Annotated in this window: 12 protein-coding genes; 5 read left to right on the forward strand and 7 right to left on the reverse strand. The window is 67.1% G+C overall.

Annotated elements, in window-relative coordinates; genetic code table 11:
• Positions 1-7 precede the first annotated feature (7 nt).
• From HDC96_RS02040 to HDC96_RS02060, 5 genes are all read left to right on the forward strand, one after another.
• Positions 8-2,287, forward strand: coding sequence for a thiamine pyrophosphate-dependent enzyme (locus HDC96_RS02040; protein ID WP_179458531.1), 2,280 nt, complete (start codon positions 8-10; stop codon positions 2,285-2,287).
• A 3-nt stretch (positions 2,288-2,290) separates the two neighbouring features.
• Positions 2,291-4,234 (forward strand): asparagine synthase (glutamine-hydrolyzing), encoded by a 1,944-nt coding sequence (gene asnB / locus HDC96_RS02045; protein ID WP_179458532.1) that lies wholly within the window; start codon positions 2,291-2,293, stop codon positions 4,232-4,234.
• 167 nt (positions 4,235-4,401) lie between these two features.
• Positions 4,402-4,962, forward strand: coding sequence for an NADPH-dependent FMN reductase (locus HDC96_RS02050; RefSeq protein WP_179458533.1), 561 nt, complete (start codon positions 4,402-4,404; stop codon positions 4,960-4,962).
• 214 nt (positions 4,963-5,176) lie between these two features.
• Entirely contained in the window at positions 5,177-6,601 is a 1,425-nt protein-coding gene (locus HDC96_RS02055; protein WP_121037974.1) for a replicative DNA helicase, read from the forward strand.
• A 282-nt stretch (positions 6,602-6,883) separates the two neighbouring features.
• On the forward strand, positions 6,884-7,099 hold the full coding sequence (locus HDC96_RS02060; RefSeq protein ID WP_179458534.1) for a hypothetical protein: 216 nt from the start codon (positions 6,884-6,886) through the stop codon (positions 7,097-7,099).
• A gap of 202 nt (positions 7,100-7,301) precedes the next feature.
• Here HDC96_RS02060 and lpdA read toward each other — a convergent pair whose 3' ends face one another.
• The 7 genes from lpdA to HDC96_RS02095 all read right to left on the reverse strand — a co-directional run bounded on the left by lpdA (position 7,302) and on the right by HDC96_RS02095 (position 18,179).
• Positions 7,302-8,738: a dihydrolipoyl dehydrogenase gene (gene lpdA, locus HDC96_RS02065; RefSeq protein ID WP_179458535.1), complete on the reverse strand. Its 1,437-nt coding sequence runs from the start codon at positions 8,736-8,738 to the stop codon at positions 7,302-7,304.
• A gap of 60 nt (positions 8,739-8,798) precedes the next feature.
• Positions 8,799-10,001, reverse strand: a complete 1,203-nt coding sequence (gene sucB / locus HDC96_RS02070) for a dihydrolipoyllysine-residue succinyltransferase (RefSeq protein WP_179458536.1) — start codon at positions 9,999-10,001, stop codon at positions 8,799-8,801.
• A gap of 43 nt (positions 10,002-10,044) precedes the next feature.
• Positions 10,045-12,876, reverse strand: a complete 2,832-nt coding sequence (locus tag HDC96_RS02075) for a 2-oxoglutarate dehydrogenase E1 component (RefSeq protein ID WP_176989490.1) — start codon at positions 12,874-12,876, stop codon at positions 10,045-10,047.
• Positions 12,877-13,061: 185 nt separating this feature from the next.
• Positions 13,062-13,970: a GNAT family N-acetyltransferase gene (locus HDC96_RS02080; RefSeq protein ID WP_179458537.1), complete on the reverse strand. Its 909-nt coding sequence runs from the start codon at positions 13,968-13,970 to the stop codon at positions 13,062-13,064.
• Between the two features lie 14 nt (positions 13,971-13,984).
• The gene (locus HDC96_RS02085) at positions 13,985-15,388 is read right to left on the reverse strand and encodes a cupin domain-containing protein (RefSeq protein ID WP_179458538.1); all 1,404 of its coding nucleotides are present in this window, start codon (positions 15,386-15,388) and stop codon (positions 13,985-13,987) included.
• Between the two features lie 63 nt (positions 15,389-15,451).
• The gene (gene purB, locus HDC96_RS02090; protein ID WP_179459581.1) at positions 15,452-16,819 is read right to left on the reverse strand and encodes an adenylosuccinate lyase; all 1,368 of its coding nucleotides are present in this window, start codon (positions 16,817-16,819) and stop codon (positions 15,452-15,454) included.
• 37 nt (positions 16,820-16,856) lie between these two features.
• Positions 16,857-18,179 (reverse strand): hemolysin family protein, encoded by a 1,323-nt coding sequence (locus HDC96_RS02095; protein WP_179458539.1) that lies wholly within the window; start codon positions 18,177-18,179, stop codon positions 16,857-16,859.
• Positions 18,180-18,340 lie beyond the last annotated feature (161 nt).

An 18,340-nucleotide genomic window follows, 5' to 3' on the forward strand; every position in this document is an offset into this window, starting at 1 on the left:
GTGATGCATGTTTGCCGTGGTTCCCGATCCGATTCCCGCACGCATGAAAGGCCTCAACCGGGCCGAGATCTGCGATGCCAATTTCATCGAGTTCGTGCAGCAGTGGCGCGGCGATCCCGCACCGACGCCCGCACCCGGCAGCCCCATCCTTCCGGGCAGCACGCTGGATGCACAGGGCTTTGCCGACCTGTTCGAGTCGCAGCTGATCAGCCGCCATCTGGACCTGATGGCGCGTGTGCTGCGCGTCCAGAACAAGGTCTTCTATACGATCGGTTCGTCCGGCCACGAGGGCAATGCGCTGGTGGCGCGGCTGGCCCGGCACACCGATCCGGCGTTCCTGCACTACCGTTCCGGCGGTTTCATGGCCGAGCGCTTCCGCAAGCTGCCGGGCATGGACCCGGTGATGGATGCGGCGCTTTCGTTCGCGGCGAGTCGGGACGATCCGGCCAGCGGTGGGCGCCACAAGGTGTGGGGCAGCAAGCCGCTGTGGGTGCTGCCGCAGACCTCGACGATCGCGTCGCACCTGCCCAAGGCGCTGGGCACGGCGCTGGCCATCGAAAGCGGGCGGCGCATCGGCCAGACACTGCCGATTCCCGACGACAGCGTGGTGATCTGTTCCTTCGGCGATGCCTCGGCCAACCACGCCACCGCGCAGACCGCGTTCAACACGGCGTCGTGGGCCGCCTATCAGCGCCTTCCCGCGCCGATCCTGTTCGTCTGCGAGGACAACGGCATCGGCATTTCGGTCAAGACACCCGATGGCTGGATCGCGCAGAGCTTCGCGCACCGCCCGGGCCTGGACTACTTCTTCGCTGACGGTCTGGATCTGGTCGAAGGGCATGCGCAGGTGGAGCGCGCGCTGGCACATTGCCGGCAGACGCGGCGCCCGACTTTCCTGCACCTGCGCACCACGCGTTTGATGGGCCACGCCGGTACGGATTTCGAAATCGAGTGGCGGCCGTTGCCGGAGCTGTGTGCGGCCGAGGCCAGCGATCCGCTGCTGCGCTCGGCGGCGATCGCGATGGCGTCCGGCTGGATGACGGCCGGGCAGGTGCTCGATCTGTACGAGCGCGTGCGCGCGCGCTGTTTTGCCGCCGCCGCCGAAGCGGATCGACGCCCGAAACTGACCGATCTCGCGGAAGTGATCGCCCCACTGGCGCCATACTCGCCGGCGGCGGTGCATGCCGAAGCCACGCGAATGCCCGGCCATGAGGCGCGCGCCGCTGCATTTGGCGGTCCGGCGCAGTTGCCGGAAACACAGCCGCCGCGCCACCTGGCGATACAGATCAACCAGGCACTGCACGATCTGATGGCCAAGTACCCGTCCACGCTGCTGTTCGGCGAGGACGTCGCGCAGAAGGGCGGGGTGTACACGGTCAGCAAGGGCCTGCTCAAGGCCTTCGGGCCGCGCCGTGTGTTCAATACCCTGCTCGATGAAACCATGATCCTGGGCATGGCGCAGGGCCTGGCCAACCTGGGCATGCTGCCAATCCCCGAGATCCAGTACCTGGCGTATCTGCACAATGCGGCGGACCAACTGCGCGGCGAGGCCTGCTCGCTGCAGTTCTTCTCCAACGATCAGTACCGCAACCCGATGCTGGTGCGGATCGCCGGGCTGGGTTACCAGAAGGGCTTCGGCGGGCATTTCCACAACGACAACTCGATCGCCGCGCTGCGCGATATTCCCGGGCTGGTGGTCGGCTGTCCTTCGCGCGGCGACGATGCGGCGATGATGCTGCGCACGTTGGCGGCGCTGGCGACCGTTGATGGCCGCGTCGCGGTGTTCCTCGAGCCGATCGCGTTGTACATGACCAAGGACCTGCACGCGCCCGGCGATGGCCAGTGGCTGTTCCCGTATCCGGCCGCCGACCAGGCACTGGTGCTCGGCGAGGGCCGGGTCTACGCGCCGGAGGCCAGTGACCTGGTCATCTTCACCTATGGCAACGGCGTGCCGATGAGCCTGCGCGCGGCACGGGCGATCGAGCAGCAGCTGGGCTGGCAGGTGCGGGTGGTCGACCTGCGCTGGCTGGTGCCGCTCAATACGGGTTTCATCGCCGCGCAGGCCGCCGATGCCCAGCGCGTGCTGGTGGTCGATGAGGGCCGGCACAGCGCCGGGGTGGGCGAGGGCGTGATCACCGCGCTGGTCGAGGCGGGACTGGGTCACCTGCCGATCCGGCGGGTATGCGGGGCCGATACCTACACGCCGCTGGCGGGGGCAGCATTGTGCGTGCTTCCAAGCGACAATGCGGTATTGAACGCCGCCCTCGCGCTGGCGCAGGACCCTTGAAACATGTGTGGATTGGCAGGCATGCTGCTGCCCGCTCCGGCAAAAGAGCAGGCAGCACTGGAAGAACAGGCGCGGCGCATGGGCGACGCATTGGTGCACCGCGGCCCGGATGACAGCGGGGTGTGGGCCGATGCCTCGGCCGGCATCGCGCTGGCGCATCGCCGGCTGAGCATCCTGGATCTGTCGCCGCTGGGCCATCAGCCGATGACCTCGGCCGATGGCCGCTACGTGCTGGCCTACAACGGCGAGGTCTACAACTTCGCCGAACTGCGCGCCGAGCTGGAAGCACTGGGGCATGGTTTCCGTGGCCATTCGGATACCGAAGTGCTGCTTGCCGCCGTCACCGAGTGGGGTTTCGACGAGACCCTGCAGCGCAGCAACGGCATGTTCGCCATCGCCCTGTGGGACCGCGCCGAGCGCTGCCTGTGGCTGGCCCGCGACCGGGTCGGCAAGAAGCCGCTGTACTACGGCTGGGCCGGTGAAACACTGGTGTTCGGCTCCGAGCTCAAGGCGCTGTGGCAGCACCCGGCCTTCGACAACGAGGTCGACCGCGATGCGCTGACCCTGTTGCTGCGGCTGGACTACATCCCGGCGCCGCACTGCATCCACGCGCGCTGCTTCAAGCTGATGCCCGGCCGCGTGCTGCGGCTGGATGCCGAGGCGGTCGCCGCCGGCGCCGCCGCGCATCGCCCGGACCAGTTGCAGCAGCCGTTCTGGAATGCGCGCGAGCGCATGCAGCAGGCGCTCGTCGCACCCTTCACCGGCAACGAGGCCGAGGCCGAAGAGCGCCTGGATGCCGTGCTGCGCGACGCGGTCGCGCTGCGCATGGTGGCCGATGTGCCGGTCGGCGTATTCCTCTCCGGCGGTACCGATTCCTCGGTGGTGGCCGCCCTGATGCAGGCGCAGTCGAGCCAGCCGGTGCACAGTTTCAGCATCGGCTTCACCGGCTCGGACCATGACGAGGCGCCGCTGGCCAAGTCGCTGGCCCAGCACCTGGGCTGCGATCACACCGAGCTGTATGTCAGCGGTGCCGACGCGCTCGCGGTGGTGCCCAGCCTGCCGGCGATGTTCGACGAACCCTTCGCCGATGCCTCGCAGGTGCCCACGGCGCTGGTCGCCAAGCTGGCGCGGCAGGGCGTGACGGTGGCGCTGTCGGGCGACGGCGGTGATGAACTGTTCTTCGGCTATACCCGTTACCAGCGGGCGATGCGCAACTGGCGCCTGCTCGGCAAGGTGCCGGCGCCGCTGCGGCGCTGGATGGCCCGCCATGCGCACACGCAGGGCGAGGCCTCGCGCACCGGCGGCCTGGCTGCGCTGCTGGCCGAGTCCGGCGCGCGTGGCATTGGTGATGTCTACCGCAACCGTATTTCGCGCTGGCGCGATCCCGTGGCCGCCGTTCGCGGTGCACAGGCGGCCGGCAGCTTCTACGACCTGGCCGATCCGCTGCACGGCGCCGGCTCACCGGCCGACGCCATGATGCTGGCCGATTTCAGTACCTATCTGCCCGACGACCTGCTGTGCAAGGTGGACCGCACCAGCATGGCGGTCAGCCTGGAGGCGCGTGCGCCGCTGCTGGACTGGCGCGTGGCGGAGTTCGCCTGGTCACTGCCGATGGCGATGAAACAGCGCGACGGGGTCAGCAAGTACCTGCTCAAACGCGTACTCGGCCGCTACGTGCCGCAGGACATGGTGCACCGTCCCAAGCGCGGCTTCGGTGCCCCGGTCAGTGCGTGGCTGAAGGGCGACCTGCGCGGCTGGGCCGATGAACTGCTGGATCCGGCGCGGCTGGCCGAGGAGGGCGTGTTCAACGTCGAGGCGGTCGCCCCGCTGTGGCAGCAGTTCAAGCAGGGCGAGCGCAAATGGCACACCCATCTGTGGAACGTGCTGATGTTCCAGGCCTGGCAGGCGCATTGGCGCAACGCACGCGCCGACGTGACACGCGCATAGCGCTGCCTGTGCGGGTACGTCTGGACGGAGGGCAGCCACCCATGGGGTGGCTCTACGGGATGTGGTGTCGGCTGTAGAGCCACGCCATGCGTGGCTGACGTCGCCTTCACCGTTGCCGAAGGTAAGCCCGCCTAGGCTGGGCCTTCCCCCCGAACGGAGATGACGTGATGGCCGAATACAAGATCGCGGTACTGGTCGGCAGCCTGCGCAAAGGCTCCCACAACAAGGTGCTGGCGCGCGCGCTGGAGAAACTGGCGGCCGGCAAGGCGGTGTTCTCCTACGTGGAGATCGGTGACCTGCCGCTGTACAACCAGGATTTCGACAAGGACTACCCCAGCCAGGGCGTCCGCCTGAAGCAGCAGATCCGTGACGCGGATGCGGTGCTGTTCGTCACCCCCGAATACAACCGCTCGGTCCCGGGCGTGCTCAAGAACGCCATCGACCTCGGCTCGCGCCCGTATGGCGACAGTGCCTTCGCCGGGAAGCCGGCGGCGGTGATCGGCGCCTCGATCGGCGTGATCGGCACCGCGCTGGCCCAGCAGCACCTGCGCAACATCCTGGCCTACCTGGACATGCCGGTGCTGGGCCAGCCCGAGGCCTTCCTGCACTTCAAGGAAGGGCTGATCGACGAAAACGGCACGATCAGCAACACCGGCACCCAGGACTTCCTGCAGGGCTTCGTGGACACGTTCCTTGCCTGGGTCGGCACCCACGGCGGCACGCACTGATCCACCGCGAGCGGGTCATGCTTCTGCGATAATGGCGTGGACGGACGCCGCAAGGGCGTCCGTCGCACGCGATGCGACGGCCCCGGCCGATCGTACCGGCAGGCGCCGGTATCCCCAGCTCATCCACTGTTTATCCACAGGTTTGTGCATGGCTGCGGGGCTCCCCGCGTGCCTACCATGTCCCACGCCTCACATTGCAGGAAGTACGCCCCCCATGTCCGCCCGTTCTGGCTTCCGTTCCGACCGCAAAGACCGCGGTGACCGCTTTGATCGCGATGAGATGCGCATCGACGCCCTGCGCGTGCCGCCGCATTCGATCGAGGCCGAACAGGCGGTGCTGGGCGGGCTGATGCTGGCCCCGGAGAGCTATGACCGGGTCAACGACCAGCTGACCGAAACCGACTTCTACCGCCGCGATCACCAGATGATCTACCGCGCGATCCGCGAGCTGTCCGAGCGCGACCGCCCGTTCGATGCGGTGACGCTGGGCGAGTGGTTCGAATCGCAGGGCAAGATGGAGCTGGTCGGTGACGGCGCGTACCTGATCGAACTGGCCAGCACCACGCCGTCGGCCGCCAACATCAGTGCCTACGCGGAGATCGTGCGTGACAAGGCGGTGCTGCGGCAGCTGATCCAGGTCGGTACGGACATCGTCAACGACGGCTTCCAGCCCGAAGGCCGCGAGAGCAGCGAACTGCTCTCGGCAGCGGAAAAATCCGTGTTCGCGATCGCCGAGCAGGGCGCACGCGGCCGTACCGATTTCGTGGCGATGCCCGGCGCGCTGAAAGATGCCTTCGAAGAGCTGCGCAACCGCTTCGAGAACGGCGGCAACATCACCGGCCTGCCGACCGGTTACACCGATTTCGATGCGATGACCGCGGGCCTGCAGCCGACCGATCTGATCATCCTGGCCGCGCGCCCGGCCATGGGCAAGACCACGCTGGCACTGAACATCGCCGAGTACGCCGCGATCAAGTCCAAGAAGGGCGTGGCGGTGTTCTCGATGGAAATGTCGGCCTCGCAGCTGGCGATGCGCCTGATTTCCTCCAACGGCCGCATCAACGCCCAGCGCCTGCGTACCGGCCAGCTGGAAGACGAGGATTGGAGCCGGGTGACCGGTGCGATCCGGATGCTGAAGGAAACCAAGATCTTCATCGACGATACGCCGGGCGTGTCGCCGGAGATCCTGCGTTCCAAGTGCCGCCGCCTCAAGCGCGAGCACGACCTGGGCCTGATCGTGATCGACTACCTGCAGCTGATGAGCGTGCCGGGCAACAGCGAAAACCGCGCGACCGAAATCTCGGAAATCTCGCGTTCGTTGAAGGGCTTGGCGAAGGAACTGAACGTGCCGGTGATCGCGCTTTCCCAGCTCAACCGCTCGCTGGAAACGCGTACCGACAAGCGCCCGGTGATGGCCGATCTTCGCGAATCCGGCGCTATCGAGCAGGATGCGGACATGATCGTGTTCATCTACCGCGACGACTACTACAACAAGGAAACGTCGCCGGACAAGGGCCTGGCCGAGATCATCATCGGCAAGCACCGAGGCGGCCCGACCGGCTCGTGCAAGCTCAAGTTCTTCGGCGAGTACACGCGCTTCGACAACCTGTCGCACGATTCGGTGGGTTCGTTCGAGTAACGCCGACGGCGTTACGGTAGTGCCGGCCGCTGGCCGGCTCCCATGGACCTGTCATCGGGCAGAGCCGGCCAGCGGCCGGCACTACCATTGAAACCGTTATCGGGCAGAGCCGGCCAGCGGCCGGCACTACCATTGAAACCGTTATCGGGCAGAGCCGGCCAGCGGCCGGCACTACCGTTTCATCGGCTTATCGCCGGTTTCGTCGCAAACCCGTTGCAGCGCGCCCACGCCGCGCGCGATGGTGGTCTCCGGGCGGCAGGGTGCCGCCAACGGAGACCGACGATGAAGACCCTGTTCGCCCTGGGCGTGTGGTGCCTGCTGTTCGTGCTGTGCTGGCCGCTGGCGCTCCTGGCCCTGGTGGCGTGGCCGTTCGTGTGGCTGTTCAGCCTGCCGTTCCGCCTGGTCGGCATCACCTTCTCGGCACTGTTCGCCTTCCTGCGCGCGCTGTTCATGCTGCCGGCGCGGGTCCTGGGCGGCGGCCGCGTCGCGACGGCCTGAGGCACCCCGGGGATAGGGGTGTAGTGCCGGCCGCTGGCCGGCTGCTCCTTCTGTCCGGATTACGTGGAGCCGGCCAGCGGCCGGCACTACCCATGGCGCGGGCCCGCCAGCGGCCGGCACGACCCACCGCCCACGAAAAACCCCGCCGAGGCGGGGTTTTTCGTTACCAGGCGACGTCGGCCAACGGCCGCACCAACAGGGCTCAGTTGGCCTTGTGGATCGCGCGCTTGCTCACGGCCATCGCCGCGTCATGCACCACTTCCGACAGCGACGGGTGGGCGTGGCAGATGCGCGCCAGGTCGTCGGCCGAACCGCTGAACTCCATGGTCAGCACGCCTTCGTGCACCAGCTCGGAGACGTTCGCGCCGACCAGGTGCATGCCCAGGATGCGGTCGGTCTCGGCATGCGCCAGGACTTTCACGAAGCCGGTCGGCTCGATCATCGCCACGGCACGGCCGTTGGCGGCGAACGGGAAGCTGCCCGCCTTGTACGGGATGCCTTCGTCCTTGAGCTGCTGCTCGGTCTTGCCGACCCAGGCCAGCTCCGGCTCGGTGTAGATCACCCACGGGATGGTGTCGAAGTTGACGTGGCCCGGCAGGCCCGCGATCAGCTCGGCCACGGCGATGCCTTCTTCGAAGCCCTTGTGCGCCAGCATCGGGCCGCGCACGCAGTCACCGACCGCCCAGACGCCATCAACGCCGGTGTGGCAGTGCGCGTCCACTTCGATCTGGCCACGCTCGTTGATCTTGACGCCGGTGCCTTCGGCCAGCAGGCCCTTGGTGGCGGCGCGACGGCCGACGGCCACCAGCAGCTTGTCCACGATCAGGCTCTTCTCGCCTTCACCATCGGTGTAGGTCAGGGCGACTTCCTTCTTCTTGCCCTTGCCGGTCACCTCGGCCTTGGAGACCTTGGCGCCCAGGCGGATGTCCAGGCCCTGCTTCTTGAATTCCTTCAAGGCGGTCTTGGCCACTTCGGCATCGGCCGCGGCCAGGAAGTCCGGCAGCGCTTCCAGGATGGTCACTTCCGAACCCAGGCGCTTCCAGACGCTGCCCAGTTCCAGGCCGATCACGCCGGCGCCGATCACGGCCAGGCGGGCGGGGACTTCGGTGAAGTCCAGGCCGCCGACGTTGTCGACGATGGTCTCGCCGTCGAACTTGGCGAACGGCAGTTCGATCGAATCCGAACCGGCGGCGATGATGACGTTGGTGCCCTTCAGCTCGACTTCCGAGCCGTCGTGCTGCTTCACCTTGACGATGTTGCCCGGCTGCAGTTCACCGAAACCGTAGTACGCGGTGACCTTGTTCGCCTTGAACAGCATGGCGATGCCGCCGGTGAACTGCTTGACGATCTTGTCCTTGCGGCCAACCATCGCCTCGACGTCCATCTTGGCGTCCTTGAAGCTGATGCCGTGGTCGCCAAAGATGTGGCCCATGTTCCAGAACTGGCGCGAGGAATCCAGCAGCGCCTTGGACGGGATGCAGCCCACGCGCAGGCAGGTGCCGCCTAGGGCCGGCTTGCCGTCCTTGCCCAGCGCAGCGTCGATGCAGGCGGTCTTCAGACCCAGCTGCGCGGCGCGGATGGCGGCATGGTAGCCGGCCGGACCGGCACCGATGACGACGACGTCGAATTGTTCAGCCATTGATAGTTCCTTGTTTCTTTACCAGAACCCCTCCGCGCAGGCGCGGAGGGGTGGGAGGTCTTACAGGCCGAACAGCATGCGGCCCGGGTTTTCCAGCTGGTTCTTGATGTCCACCAGGAACTGGACCGAATCCTTGCCGTCGATGATGCGGTGATCGTAGGACAGCGCCAGGTACATCATCGGCGCGATCACGACCTGGCCGTTCTGGGCGATCGGACGTTCCTTGATGGCGTGCATGCCCAGGATGGCGCTCTGCGGCGGGTTGATGATCGGGGTCGAGAGCAGCGAGCCGAAGGTGCCGCCGTTGGTCACGGTGAAGGTGCCGCCCTGGAGTTCTTCCAGGCTCAGCTTGCCGTCACGGGCCTTCTTGGCGTAGTCGGCGATGGTCTTTTCGATGTCGGCGAACGACATGCGCTCGACGTTGCGCAGCACCGGGGTCACCAGACCCTTCTCGGTCGACACGGCGATCGAGATGTCCGAGTAGCCGTGATAGATGATGTCGTCACCATCGATCGAGGCATTGACCAGCGGGAAGCGCTGCAACGCGTTGGCCGCGGCCTTCACGAAGAAGCTCATGAAGCCCAGCTTGATGCCGTGGGCTTTGACGAACTCGTCCTGCAGATCCTTGCGCGCGGCCGAGACCTTGGACAGGTCGACTTCGTTGAAGGTGGTCAGCATCGCGGTGCCGTTCTTGGACTGCATCAGGCGCTCGGCGATGCGCTTGCGGATCCGGGTCATCGGCACGCGTTCTTCCGGACGTGCGCCACCGGACTTGCCGGCGCCACCGTTGCGGGCGAAGTTGACGATGTCTTCCTTGGTCACCGCGCCGCGACGGCCGGTGCCGTCCACGTCGGCCGGGTTCACGCCTTCGGTGATCGCGGTGAAGCGCGCGCCGGGGGGCAGGGCGTCGGCGCCGGACTTCGCAGCCGGGGCCGGCGCTGCGGCAGCAGCCGGAGCGGCGGCCTTGGCCGGAGCGGCCTCGGCCTTCTTCTCTTCAGCAGCCGGCGCCGGCGCATCGGCCACGGCGCCTTCTTCGATGATGGCCACGATCTGGCTGGAGGTCACCGTGGCGCCCACCTCGAACTTGATCTCCTTCAACACGCCATCGACCGGCGACGGCACTTCCAGGACGACCTTGTCGGTTTCCAGATCAAGCAGGTTTTCATCGCGCTTGACGGCATCGCCGACCTTCTTGTGCCAGGTGGCGATGGTGCCGTCGGCGACGGATTCGGGCAGTACCGGGGCTTTGACTTCGGTGGCCATGCGGGAGCTTCCTGGTTTGTCTTTTCTAGAATGAGGGGGAGAGTTATTCAGCGACCGAGTCGTTGAACGGGTTGACCAGGGCATCGGCGATCAGCTTCTGCTGTTCGATGATGTGGTCAGCCATGTGTCCAGCGGCCGGCGATGCCGAACGGGCGCGACCTGCGTAATGGATGCTCTGGCCATCGGCCAGGCAGGCCTGCAGGTGGTGGCGGATCTGGTACCAGGCACCCTGGTTCTGCGGTTCTTCCTGACACCACACCACATCGGCCGCCTTGCCGTACTTCTTCAGCTCGGCCGCCAGTGCCACGCGCGGGAACGGATACAGCTGTTCGACGCGGATGATGGCGACATCGTCCTGGCCACGCTTGGTCTGGTCTTCCAGCAGGTCGTAGTAGACCTTGCCCGAACACAGCACCACGCGCTTGACCTTCTTGGCGTCTGCCTTGGCATCGCCGATCAGGTGCTGGAACTCGCCATTGGCCAGTTCGTCCAGGGTCGACACGGCCAGCTTGTGGCGCAGCAGCGACTTGGGCGACATCACGATCAGCGGCTTGCGGGTGGTCATGCGCATCTGGCGACGCAGCATGTGGTACGCCTGCGCCGGGGTCGACGGCACGCACACCAGCATGTTCTCCAGCGCACACAGCTGCAGGAAACGCTCCAGACGCGCGGAGCTGTGCTCCGGGCCCTGGCCTTCGTAACCATGCGGCAGCAGCAGGGTCAGGCCGGTGATGCGGCCCCACTTGGCTTCGCCGGCAGCGATGAACTGATCGATCACGACCTGGGCGCCGTTGGCGAAGTCGCCGAACTGGCCTTCCCAGATGCACAGGGTGTTCGGATCGGTGGTGGAGAAGCCGTACTCATAGGCCATCACTGCTTCTTCGCTGAGCAGCGAATCGATGATGGTGGCCTGTTCCGGCGACTCGACCAGCTGACGCAGCGGCAGGTAGTAGTTGTCGGTCTTCTGGTCGTGCAGGATCGCGTGGCGGTGCGTGAACGTACCGCGGCCGACGTCCTGGCCGACCAGGCGCAGGTTGTTGCCTTCGTCGAGGATCGTGGCGTAGGCCAGGTTCTCGGCAAAGCCCCAGTCGCCCGGGATCTCGCCGGCGGCCATCTTGCGGCGGTCGTCGTAGACCTTGGCCACGCGCGAATGCAGTTCCACGCCTTCCGGCACGGTGTTGATCATCTGCGCCAGCTGCTTGACCTTCTCCATGCCCACCGCGGTGGTGATGGCATCGGAGAGCTTGCCGTTGAGCAGCTTGGGCCAGTCGACGTACATCTTGCTGGTGGCCGGGGTCTTTTCGACCTGGGCCAGCTCGGTGGTGACTTCACCGGCATCGAGCTTGTTGCGGTACGCATCGACCAGCGCCTTGCCACCGCCGGCTTCGATCACGCCGGCCGCTTCCAGCGACGCGGCGTACAGCTCGCGGGTGGTCTGGTGCTTGCGGATCACCTGGTACATCAGCGGCTGGGTGATCGCCGGTTCGTCGGCCTCGTTGTGGCCCCAGCGGCGGTAGCACATCAGATCGATGACCACGTCCTTGCTGAACTTCTGGCGGAACTCGAAGGCCAGCTTGGCGGCGAACACGACCGCTTCGGGATCATCGCCGTTCACGTGCAGCACAGGCGCGGCGATCATCTTGGCCACGTCGGTGCAGTACAGGGTGGAGCGCGAGTCTTCCGGGTTGGAGGTGGTGAAGCCGACCTGGTTGTTGACCACGATGTGCACCGTGCCGCCGACGGCGAAGCCGCGGGCCTGGGACATCTGGAACAGCTCCATCACCACGCCCTGACCGGCGAAGGCCGCGTCGCCGTGGATCAGGATCGGCATGACCTGCTTGCGGGCGGTGTCGCCACGGCGTTCCTGGCGCGAACGGACGCTGCCGGCCACGACCGGGTCGGCGATTTCCAGGTGCGACGGGTTGAACGCCAGGGCCAGGTGGACGGCACCACCGGCGGTGGCGACGTCGGCCGAGAAGCCCATGTGGTACTTCACGTCGCCGGCGGAGGCGTGGTCGTCGTGCTCGAACTTGCCTTCGAACTCGTCGAACAGCTTGCGCGGGCTCTTGCCGAGGGTGTTGACCAGCACGTTCAGGCGGCCGCGGTGGGCCATGCCGATCACCACGTCCTTGACGCCATCCTTGCCGGCGTCACGGATGATGGTGTCCATCATCGGGATCAGCGAATCGCCGCCTTCCAGCGAGAAGCGCTTCTGGCCGACGTACTTGGTGTGCAGGTAGCGTTCCAGACCCTCGGCAGCCGTCAGGCGCTCCAGGGTGCGGCGCTGGGTCTCTGCGTCCAGGTTGTAGTTGCCACCGGCCATTTCCAGGCGCTGGTACAGCCACTGGCGCTGCTCGACCTCGGAGATGTGCATGAATTCCGCACCGATCGAGCCGGTGTAGGTCTTCTTCAGGCGCTCCAGCAGGTCGCGCAGTTTCATGCGCGGCTGGCCGGCGACACCGCCGGTGCTGAACTCACTGCCCAGGTCGCTTTCCGACAGGCTGTGGAACGGCAGGCCCAGATCCGGCGGATTGGTCGGCGCGGTCAGGCTCAGCGGGTCCAGGCGGGCACCGAGGTGGCCACGCGAACGGTACGCGGTGATCAGGCGGCCGACATTGCGCTCGCGCTCGTCGCCGGCACCGGCGGCGGTGCCACTGTTGACGGCCTTCTTGGCGGCGTCGGCAATGTGGGCGATGACGGCCGAGTGCGGAATATCACCGGCTTCGCGGCCCTGGAAGCCGTCGAAGTAGGTCTTCCATTTGGGATCGACACTGTCCGGAGAAACGAGGTACTGCTCGTACAGATCCTCGATATAGGAGGCGTTGCCGCCGGCGAGCTGCGAAGATTGCGCAAACTGCTTCAGTTGATTGTCCACGATGGAGAGTCGGATTCGCTTGTGGGGTAAGGCTTCGATGATCCGGCAGGGAAAAGTGAATAGCCCTGCGCGGGCGGTATCTAACACCCCAAATTGTACCCCCATCGAGACAGGAAGGGGCACCGTACGGTCCAGTGCGGGGACCGCGGTGTCATTCCCAGACAGGTTCGGGAGCGTGGGGTGAGCTACAGGCCCAGCGCGCGAAGTTCGCTGCAATCACGCGAACGTTCCCATACGCGCTGCAAACCCTCCCGCAACGGTCGCGAACGTGCCGGTTGGGCCAACCCGGCCTCGCCATCGAAGCGATGGCCGCTCAGACGAAAGTAGTAGTCGCCGGCATCGTTGAGCAGGCAGGCCGATGCGGTGGCGCGGTCGATCGGATCGCTGACCTCGCGCACGCGGAAGACGCTCGGCAGGCGCTGGAGCAGGCCCAGCACGGGCGAGCCGGCCTGGCGGATGGCGGCGCTGTCGTGGACGATCAGCCACGCCTGCTTGTCATGGCGGGCGGTGGCGTAGCGGCGCAGGGCCTCGAGCACCGGCGGTGCATCGAGCAGGCCGTGGTCGAGCTGGCGGCTGTGGATCCAGAGCTGGCGACGGGCGCGGTGGACCAGCGCGGTGGTGATCGCCACCGCCTCGTCGGCCCGTGCGATCGCGACCGGCCCGGACAGGGCCAGCCGCATGTGCTGGTGGGCGATGCCGGCCTCTTCGAACACCTCGCCGTCGGGCAGGAAACCCTGCCGGGTGTAGAACACACGGGCCGGCAGCTGCGCGTGCAGCGCGACCTCCCGCCAGCCCCGGGCCCGGGCCTGGTCGACCAGGGCCAGCAGCAGGGCTTCACCGACGCCCGTGCCGCGCCAGACTGCCAGCACCGCCATGCGCCCGATCCGGCCGTCCGGGGTGAGCCGGCCGGCGCCGATCGGGGAACCAGCGGCGTCGCGGGCCAGGACGTGCACGCTCAGGGGATCGAGCGCGTCGATCTCCAGCTCGGCGGGTACCTGCTGCTCGTCGACGAACACGGCGGACCGCACCCGGTGCAGCGCTTCGTGCTGCGTCGGGTAGTCGACCACGTCAACGTGAAAGCCGGAGGCGGTCATGGCGGGCAGGGCGCTCAGCCGCGCGGGGGCGCGTCCTTGCCGTCAGGCTCGTCGCTGTCGTCGAAATCGACGACGACTTCGATGCCGTCGTCATGGATGGTGACTTCGTGCACGTCGGCCTCGACGGCCTCGTCATCGACGACGTCGACCGCGTCGGTGCCATCGACGATGTCGTACTCGGCGACGTAGTCGTCTTCGTCCTCGAACCCGGCGTCATCCACCAGCTGGTAGAAGCCGCCGGCAACCAGCGCCTGCACGGCGTCACGGCCCTTGGCCGAGAGCTTCTGGTAAAGCGCCGCGCCGACCTGTTCGGCCCCGGCCAGCACCTGGGCGTCCTTGACCGGCAGGGCGAAATCCAGGCCGCTGCAGTACAGGCTGGCGCCCCGCTTGGCCCGGCGCCAGGCCAGGCGCGCCCACGGGTGGCGCTGCAGTTCCACGCCGGCGCCGAGGGCGGCTTCGATCTCTTCGCGCGGCAGCGGTTCGCCATGCGCCATCACTTCCCCGGCGGCGCGGTAGGTGGTGATGAAACGGCCGAACCAGTCACCGAGCTTGTCCGGGTCGTTCATGCGGATCGCATTGAGCGCCTCGACCACGCGGTTCATCGAAACCACGTCGATTTCGTTCGGATCTTCCGGGACCTTCAGGTCCGGGTCCTGATAGCGGATGGACTCGTCGGCGCCGTCGATCAGGGTATCGAGGTAGTCGCTGATCAGTTCGGCCGAGGCCGGGGCGCGCATGCCGAAGGAGAAGGTCAGGCACGGGTCTTCGGCGACGCCGTTGTGCGGCACGTTCGGCGGCAGGTACAGCATGTCGCCCGGGGCCAGCACCCAGTCGTGGGTCGGCTTGAAGCGGCGCAGCAGCTTGAGTTCGACGTCGTCGCGGAAGTCCAGCGGCGGGCGCTTGCCCTTGATGGATTCGCTGGCGTCGATCTGCCAGCGGCGGTGGCCGTAAGCCTGCAGGAGGAAGACGTCGTACTGGTCGACGTGGGCGCCGACCGAGCCGCCGGTGGCGGCGAAGCTGATCATCACGTCATCCATGCGCCAGCGCGGCAGGAAGTCGAAATGGCTGATCAGGGCGCGCACGTCGGCGTCCCACTTGTCCACGTCCTGGACCAGCAGGGTCCAGTCGTGGTCGGGCATGCCCGGGAACTCTTCTTCCTGGAACGGGCCGGTACGCACGCTCCAGCCATCGGTGGCGCGATCGTGCGTGATCAGGCGCGACAGCGCGCCTTCCTCGCAGGCCAGGCCGGCGAGGTCTTCGGGCTGGACCGGCGTTTCGAAATCGGGGAAAGCGCCGCGGATGAGCAGTGGGCGCTTCTGCCAGTAGTCGCGCAGGAAGGTGGCGGCGGGCATGCCCAGCGGCAGGCCGGGGCGGGCCTGGACTTCGATGGCGGGAGTTTTGATCTTGCGTGCGGCCATGGGGGAGATCCTTGCAGCGTGTAGACGGAAATTCGGGGGCGCGGCGGTGCCGCGCCCGGGCCCTCAGATCGCCCTGGCCAGATCCGCAGCCAGGCCGATGTAGCCGCCCGGGGTCAGGGCGCGCAGGCTCTGCTTGGCGTCGGCCGGCAGGTCCAGGGATTCGACGAAGGCCTGCATCGATTCGGTGGTGATGCCCTGGCCGCGGGTGAGGGCCTTGAGCTGTTCATAGGGATTGGGCAGGCCGTGGCGGCGCATGACGGTCTGCACGGCTTCGGCCAGCACTTCCCAGGAGGCATCGAGGTCCGCGTCCAGGCGCTCCGGGTTCACGGTCAGCTTGCCCAGGCCCTTGGCCAGCGAATCCAGGGCGACCTGGGTGTGGCCGAAGGCGGTGCCGACCGCGCGCAGCACGGTGGAGTCGGTCAGGTCGCGCTGCCAGCGGCTGATCGGCAGCTTGGCGCTGAAGTGCTCGAACAGGGCGTTGGCGATGCCGAAGTTGCCTTCGGCATTCTCGAAGTCGATCGGGTTGACCTTGTGCGGCATGGTCGAGGAGCCGACTTCGCCTTCCTTGAGTTTCTGCTTGAAGTAGCCCAGCGAGATGTAGCCCCAGACGTCACGGGCCAGGTCGATCAGGATGATGTTGGCGCGACGGGCGGCATCGCCGATTTCGGCGACGTTGTCGTGCGGTTCGATCTGGGTGGTGTACGGGTTGAATACCAGGCCGAGGCTTTCCACGAAGCGCTGGGCGAAGGCCGGCCAGTCCACGTCCGGGTAGGCGATCACGTGGGCGTTGTAGTTGCCCACCGCGCCATTGATCTTGCCGGTCAGCTCGACCGCGGCGATCTGGCGGCGCTGGCGCTCCAGGCGGGCGACGACGTTGGCGACTTCCTTGCCCAGGGTGGTCGGCGAGGCGGTCTGGCCGTGGGTGCGCGACAGCATCGGCTGGGCAGCCTGGGCGTGGGCGAGGGTACGCAGCACGCCGGCGATGTTGTCCAGTGACGGCAGCAGCACCTCGCGGCGGGCCTGCTCGAGCATGAGGCCGTAGCTGAGGTTGTTGATGTCTTCGCTGGTGCAGGCGAAATGCACGAACTCCAGCGCCGGGCCCAGCTCCGCATCGGCGGTGAGCTGTTCCTTGATGAAATACTCCACGGCCTTGACGTCGTGGTTGGTGGTGCGCTCGATCTCCTTCACCCGCGCGGCGTGGGCCGGGGCGAAGTCATCGGCCAGGGCGCGCAGGCGCGCGGTGGCGGCGGCCGAGAACGGCGCCAGTTCGACGATGCCCGGCTCGTTGGCCAGTGCCAGCAGCCATTCCACTTCCACCTTCACGCGGGCCTTGATCAGGCCGTATTCGGAGAAGATCGGGCGCAGGGCGTCGACCTTGCCGGCGTAGCGGCCATCGAGCGGGGACAGGGCGAGCAGGGCGAATTCGGACATGGCAGGGCGCAGGTCGTTGGCAGCGGGGGCCGTCATTCTACGCTGCCCCGGCGTCCTCGGCCTGTGCCATGCGCACCGTCACCGCCTGGATCCGGTGCCCGGCCATGCGCTTGATGGTGAACAGGTGCCCGTCGATCTCCAGCTGCTCGCCCTCCTCGGGCAGGCGCTGGAGCTGGTGCACGATCAGCCCGCCGACCGAATTGAGGTGGTCCGGCGCGGCCAGGTCATGCCCCAGCAGGCGCTCCAGCCGGAAGATCGAGGTCGAACCGGCCACCAGCAGGGTGCCGTCCGCGCCGCGGGTCGGGGCGTCCTTGACGATATGCAGGTGCTCGTCCTCGATATCGCCGACCACCACTTCCAGCAGGTCTTCCAGGGTGAAGTAGCCCAGGATGCGGCCGTGCTCTTCCACGCACAGGGCGAGATGGGTGGTGCCGGTGCGGAACCGCTCCAGCACCAGCGGCACCGGGGTCTCCAGCGCGATCAGGTTGGCCGGGCGCAGCAGCGGGCGCAGGTCATCGGTCGGGTTGCCGCGGGCGATTTCCACCAGCAGGTCCTTCATGTGCAGGATGCCCAGCACTTCCTCGCCATCGCGGTCGAACCAGGGGTAGCGGCTGTAGCGGCTCTCGGCGAACTCGGCCATGACGTCGGCCAGGCTCATGCCTTCGCGGAACGCGCGCATATGGTCGCGTGAGCGCATCAGGTCGCCGGCCACCAGCTCGGGCAGTTCCAGCGCGTGGCTCATCAGGGTGAGGTCCTGGTCCGGCGCGGTGCCCGTGGGCTGCTGGCGGCCCACGATGAGCTTGAGCTCCTCGCGCGAGTAGCGGTGCGAGGTGTGCTCCACATCGCCCCAGCCGGCGAGGCGCAACAGGGCGTTGGCGCTGTTGTTGAGCAGCCAGATCGCCGGGTACATCGCCCAGTAGAACAGGTACAGCGGCGCGGCCGTCCACAGCGACATCGCTTCCGGGCGGCGGATCGCCATCGATTTCGGTGCCAGTTCGCCGAGCACGATGTGCAGGAACGAGATGATGCTGAAGGCGATGATGAAGGCGGTCAGGCGCGAGGCGTCCGGGGTCAGCCCCAGCGTATCGAACAGCGGTTGCAGCAGATGCGCGAAGGCCGGTTCACCGACCCAGCCCAGGCCCAGCGAGGACAGTGTGATGCCCAGCTGACACGCCGAGAGATACGCATCCAGGTGCGCATGCACGTTGAGCAGCAGGCGGCCTCGCCAGCCGTTGTTTTCGGCCAGGCCGACGGCCTGGGTGTGGCGCAGCTTGACCAGGGCGAACTCGGCGGCCACGAAGAAGCCGTTGAGCACCACCAGCAGCAGGGCCAGTACGAGGAGCAGGAGGTTGCCGATCATCCGCGGCCCCGCAGCGCTGCTGCCAGAGGCGGAACGGCACCCGCGGTCACCAGGGCGGTGAGCGCGGTCATCGGTGCGTGCGCGGCGGCACGCCCGGTACTACTGTCGGGATCGTCACCCATGGGGGCGGCAGGCTGTCTGAATGGAAACGAATTCCGAGT

It is taken from the genome of Stenotrophomonas sp. JAI102 (assembly GCF_013409105.1).
GTDB classification, from domain to species: Bacteria; Pseudomonadota; Gammaproteobacteria; order Xanthomonadales; family Xanthomonadaceae; genus Stenotrophomonas; species Stenotrophomonas maltophilia_AA.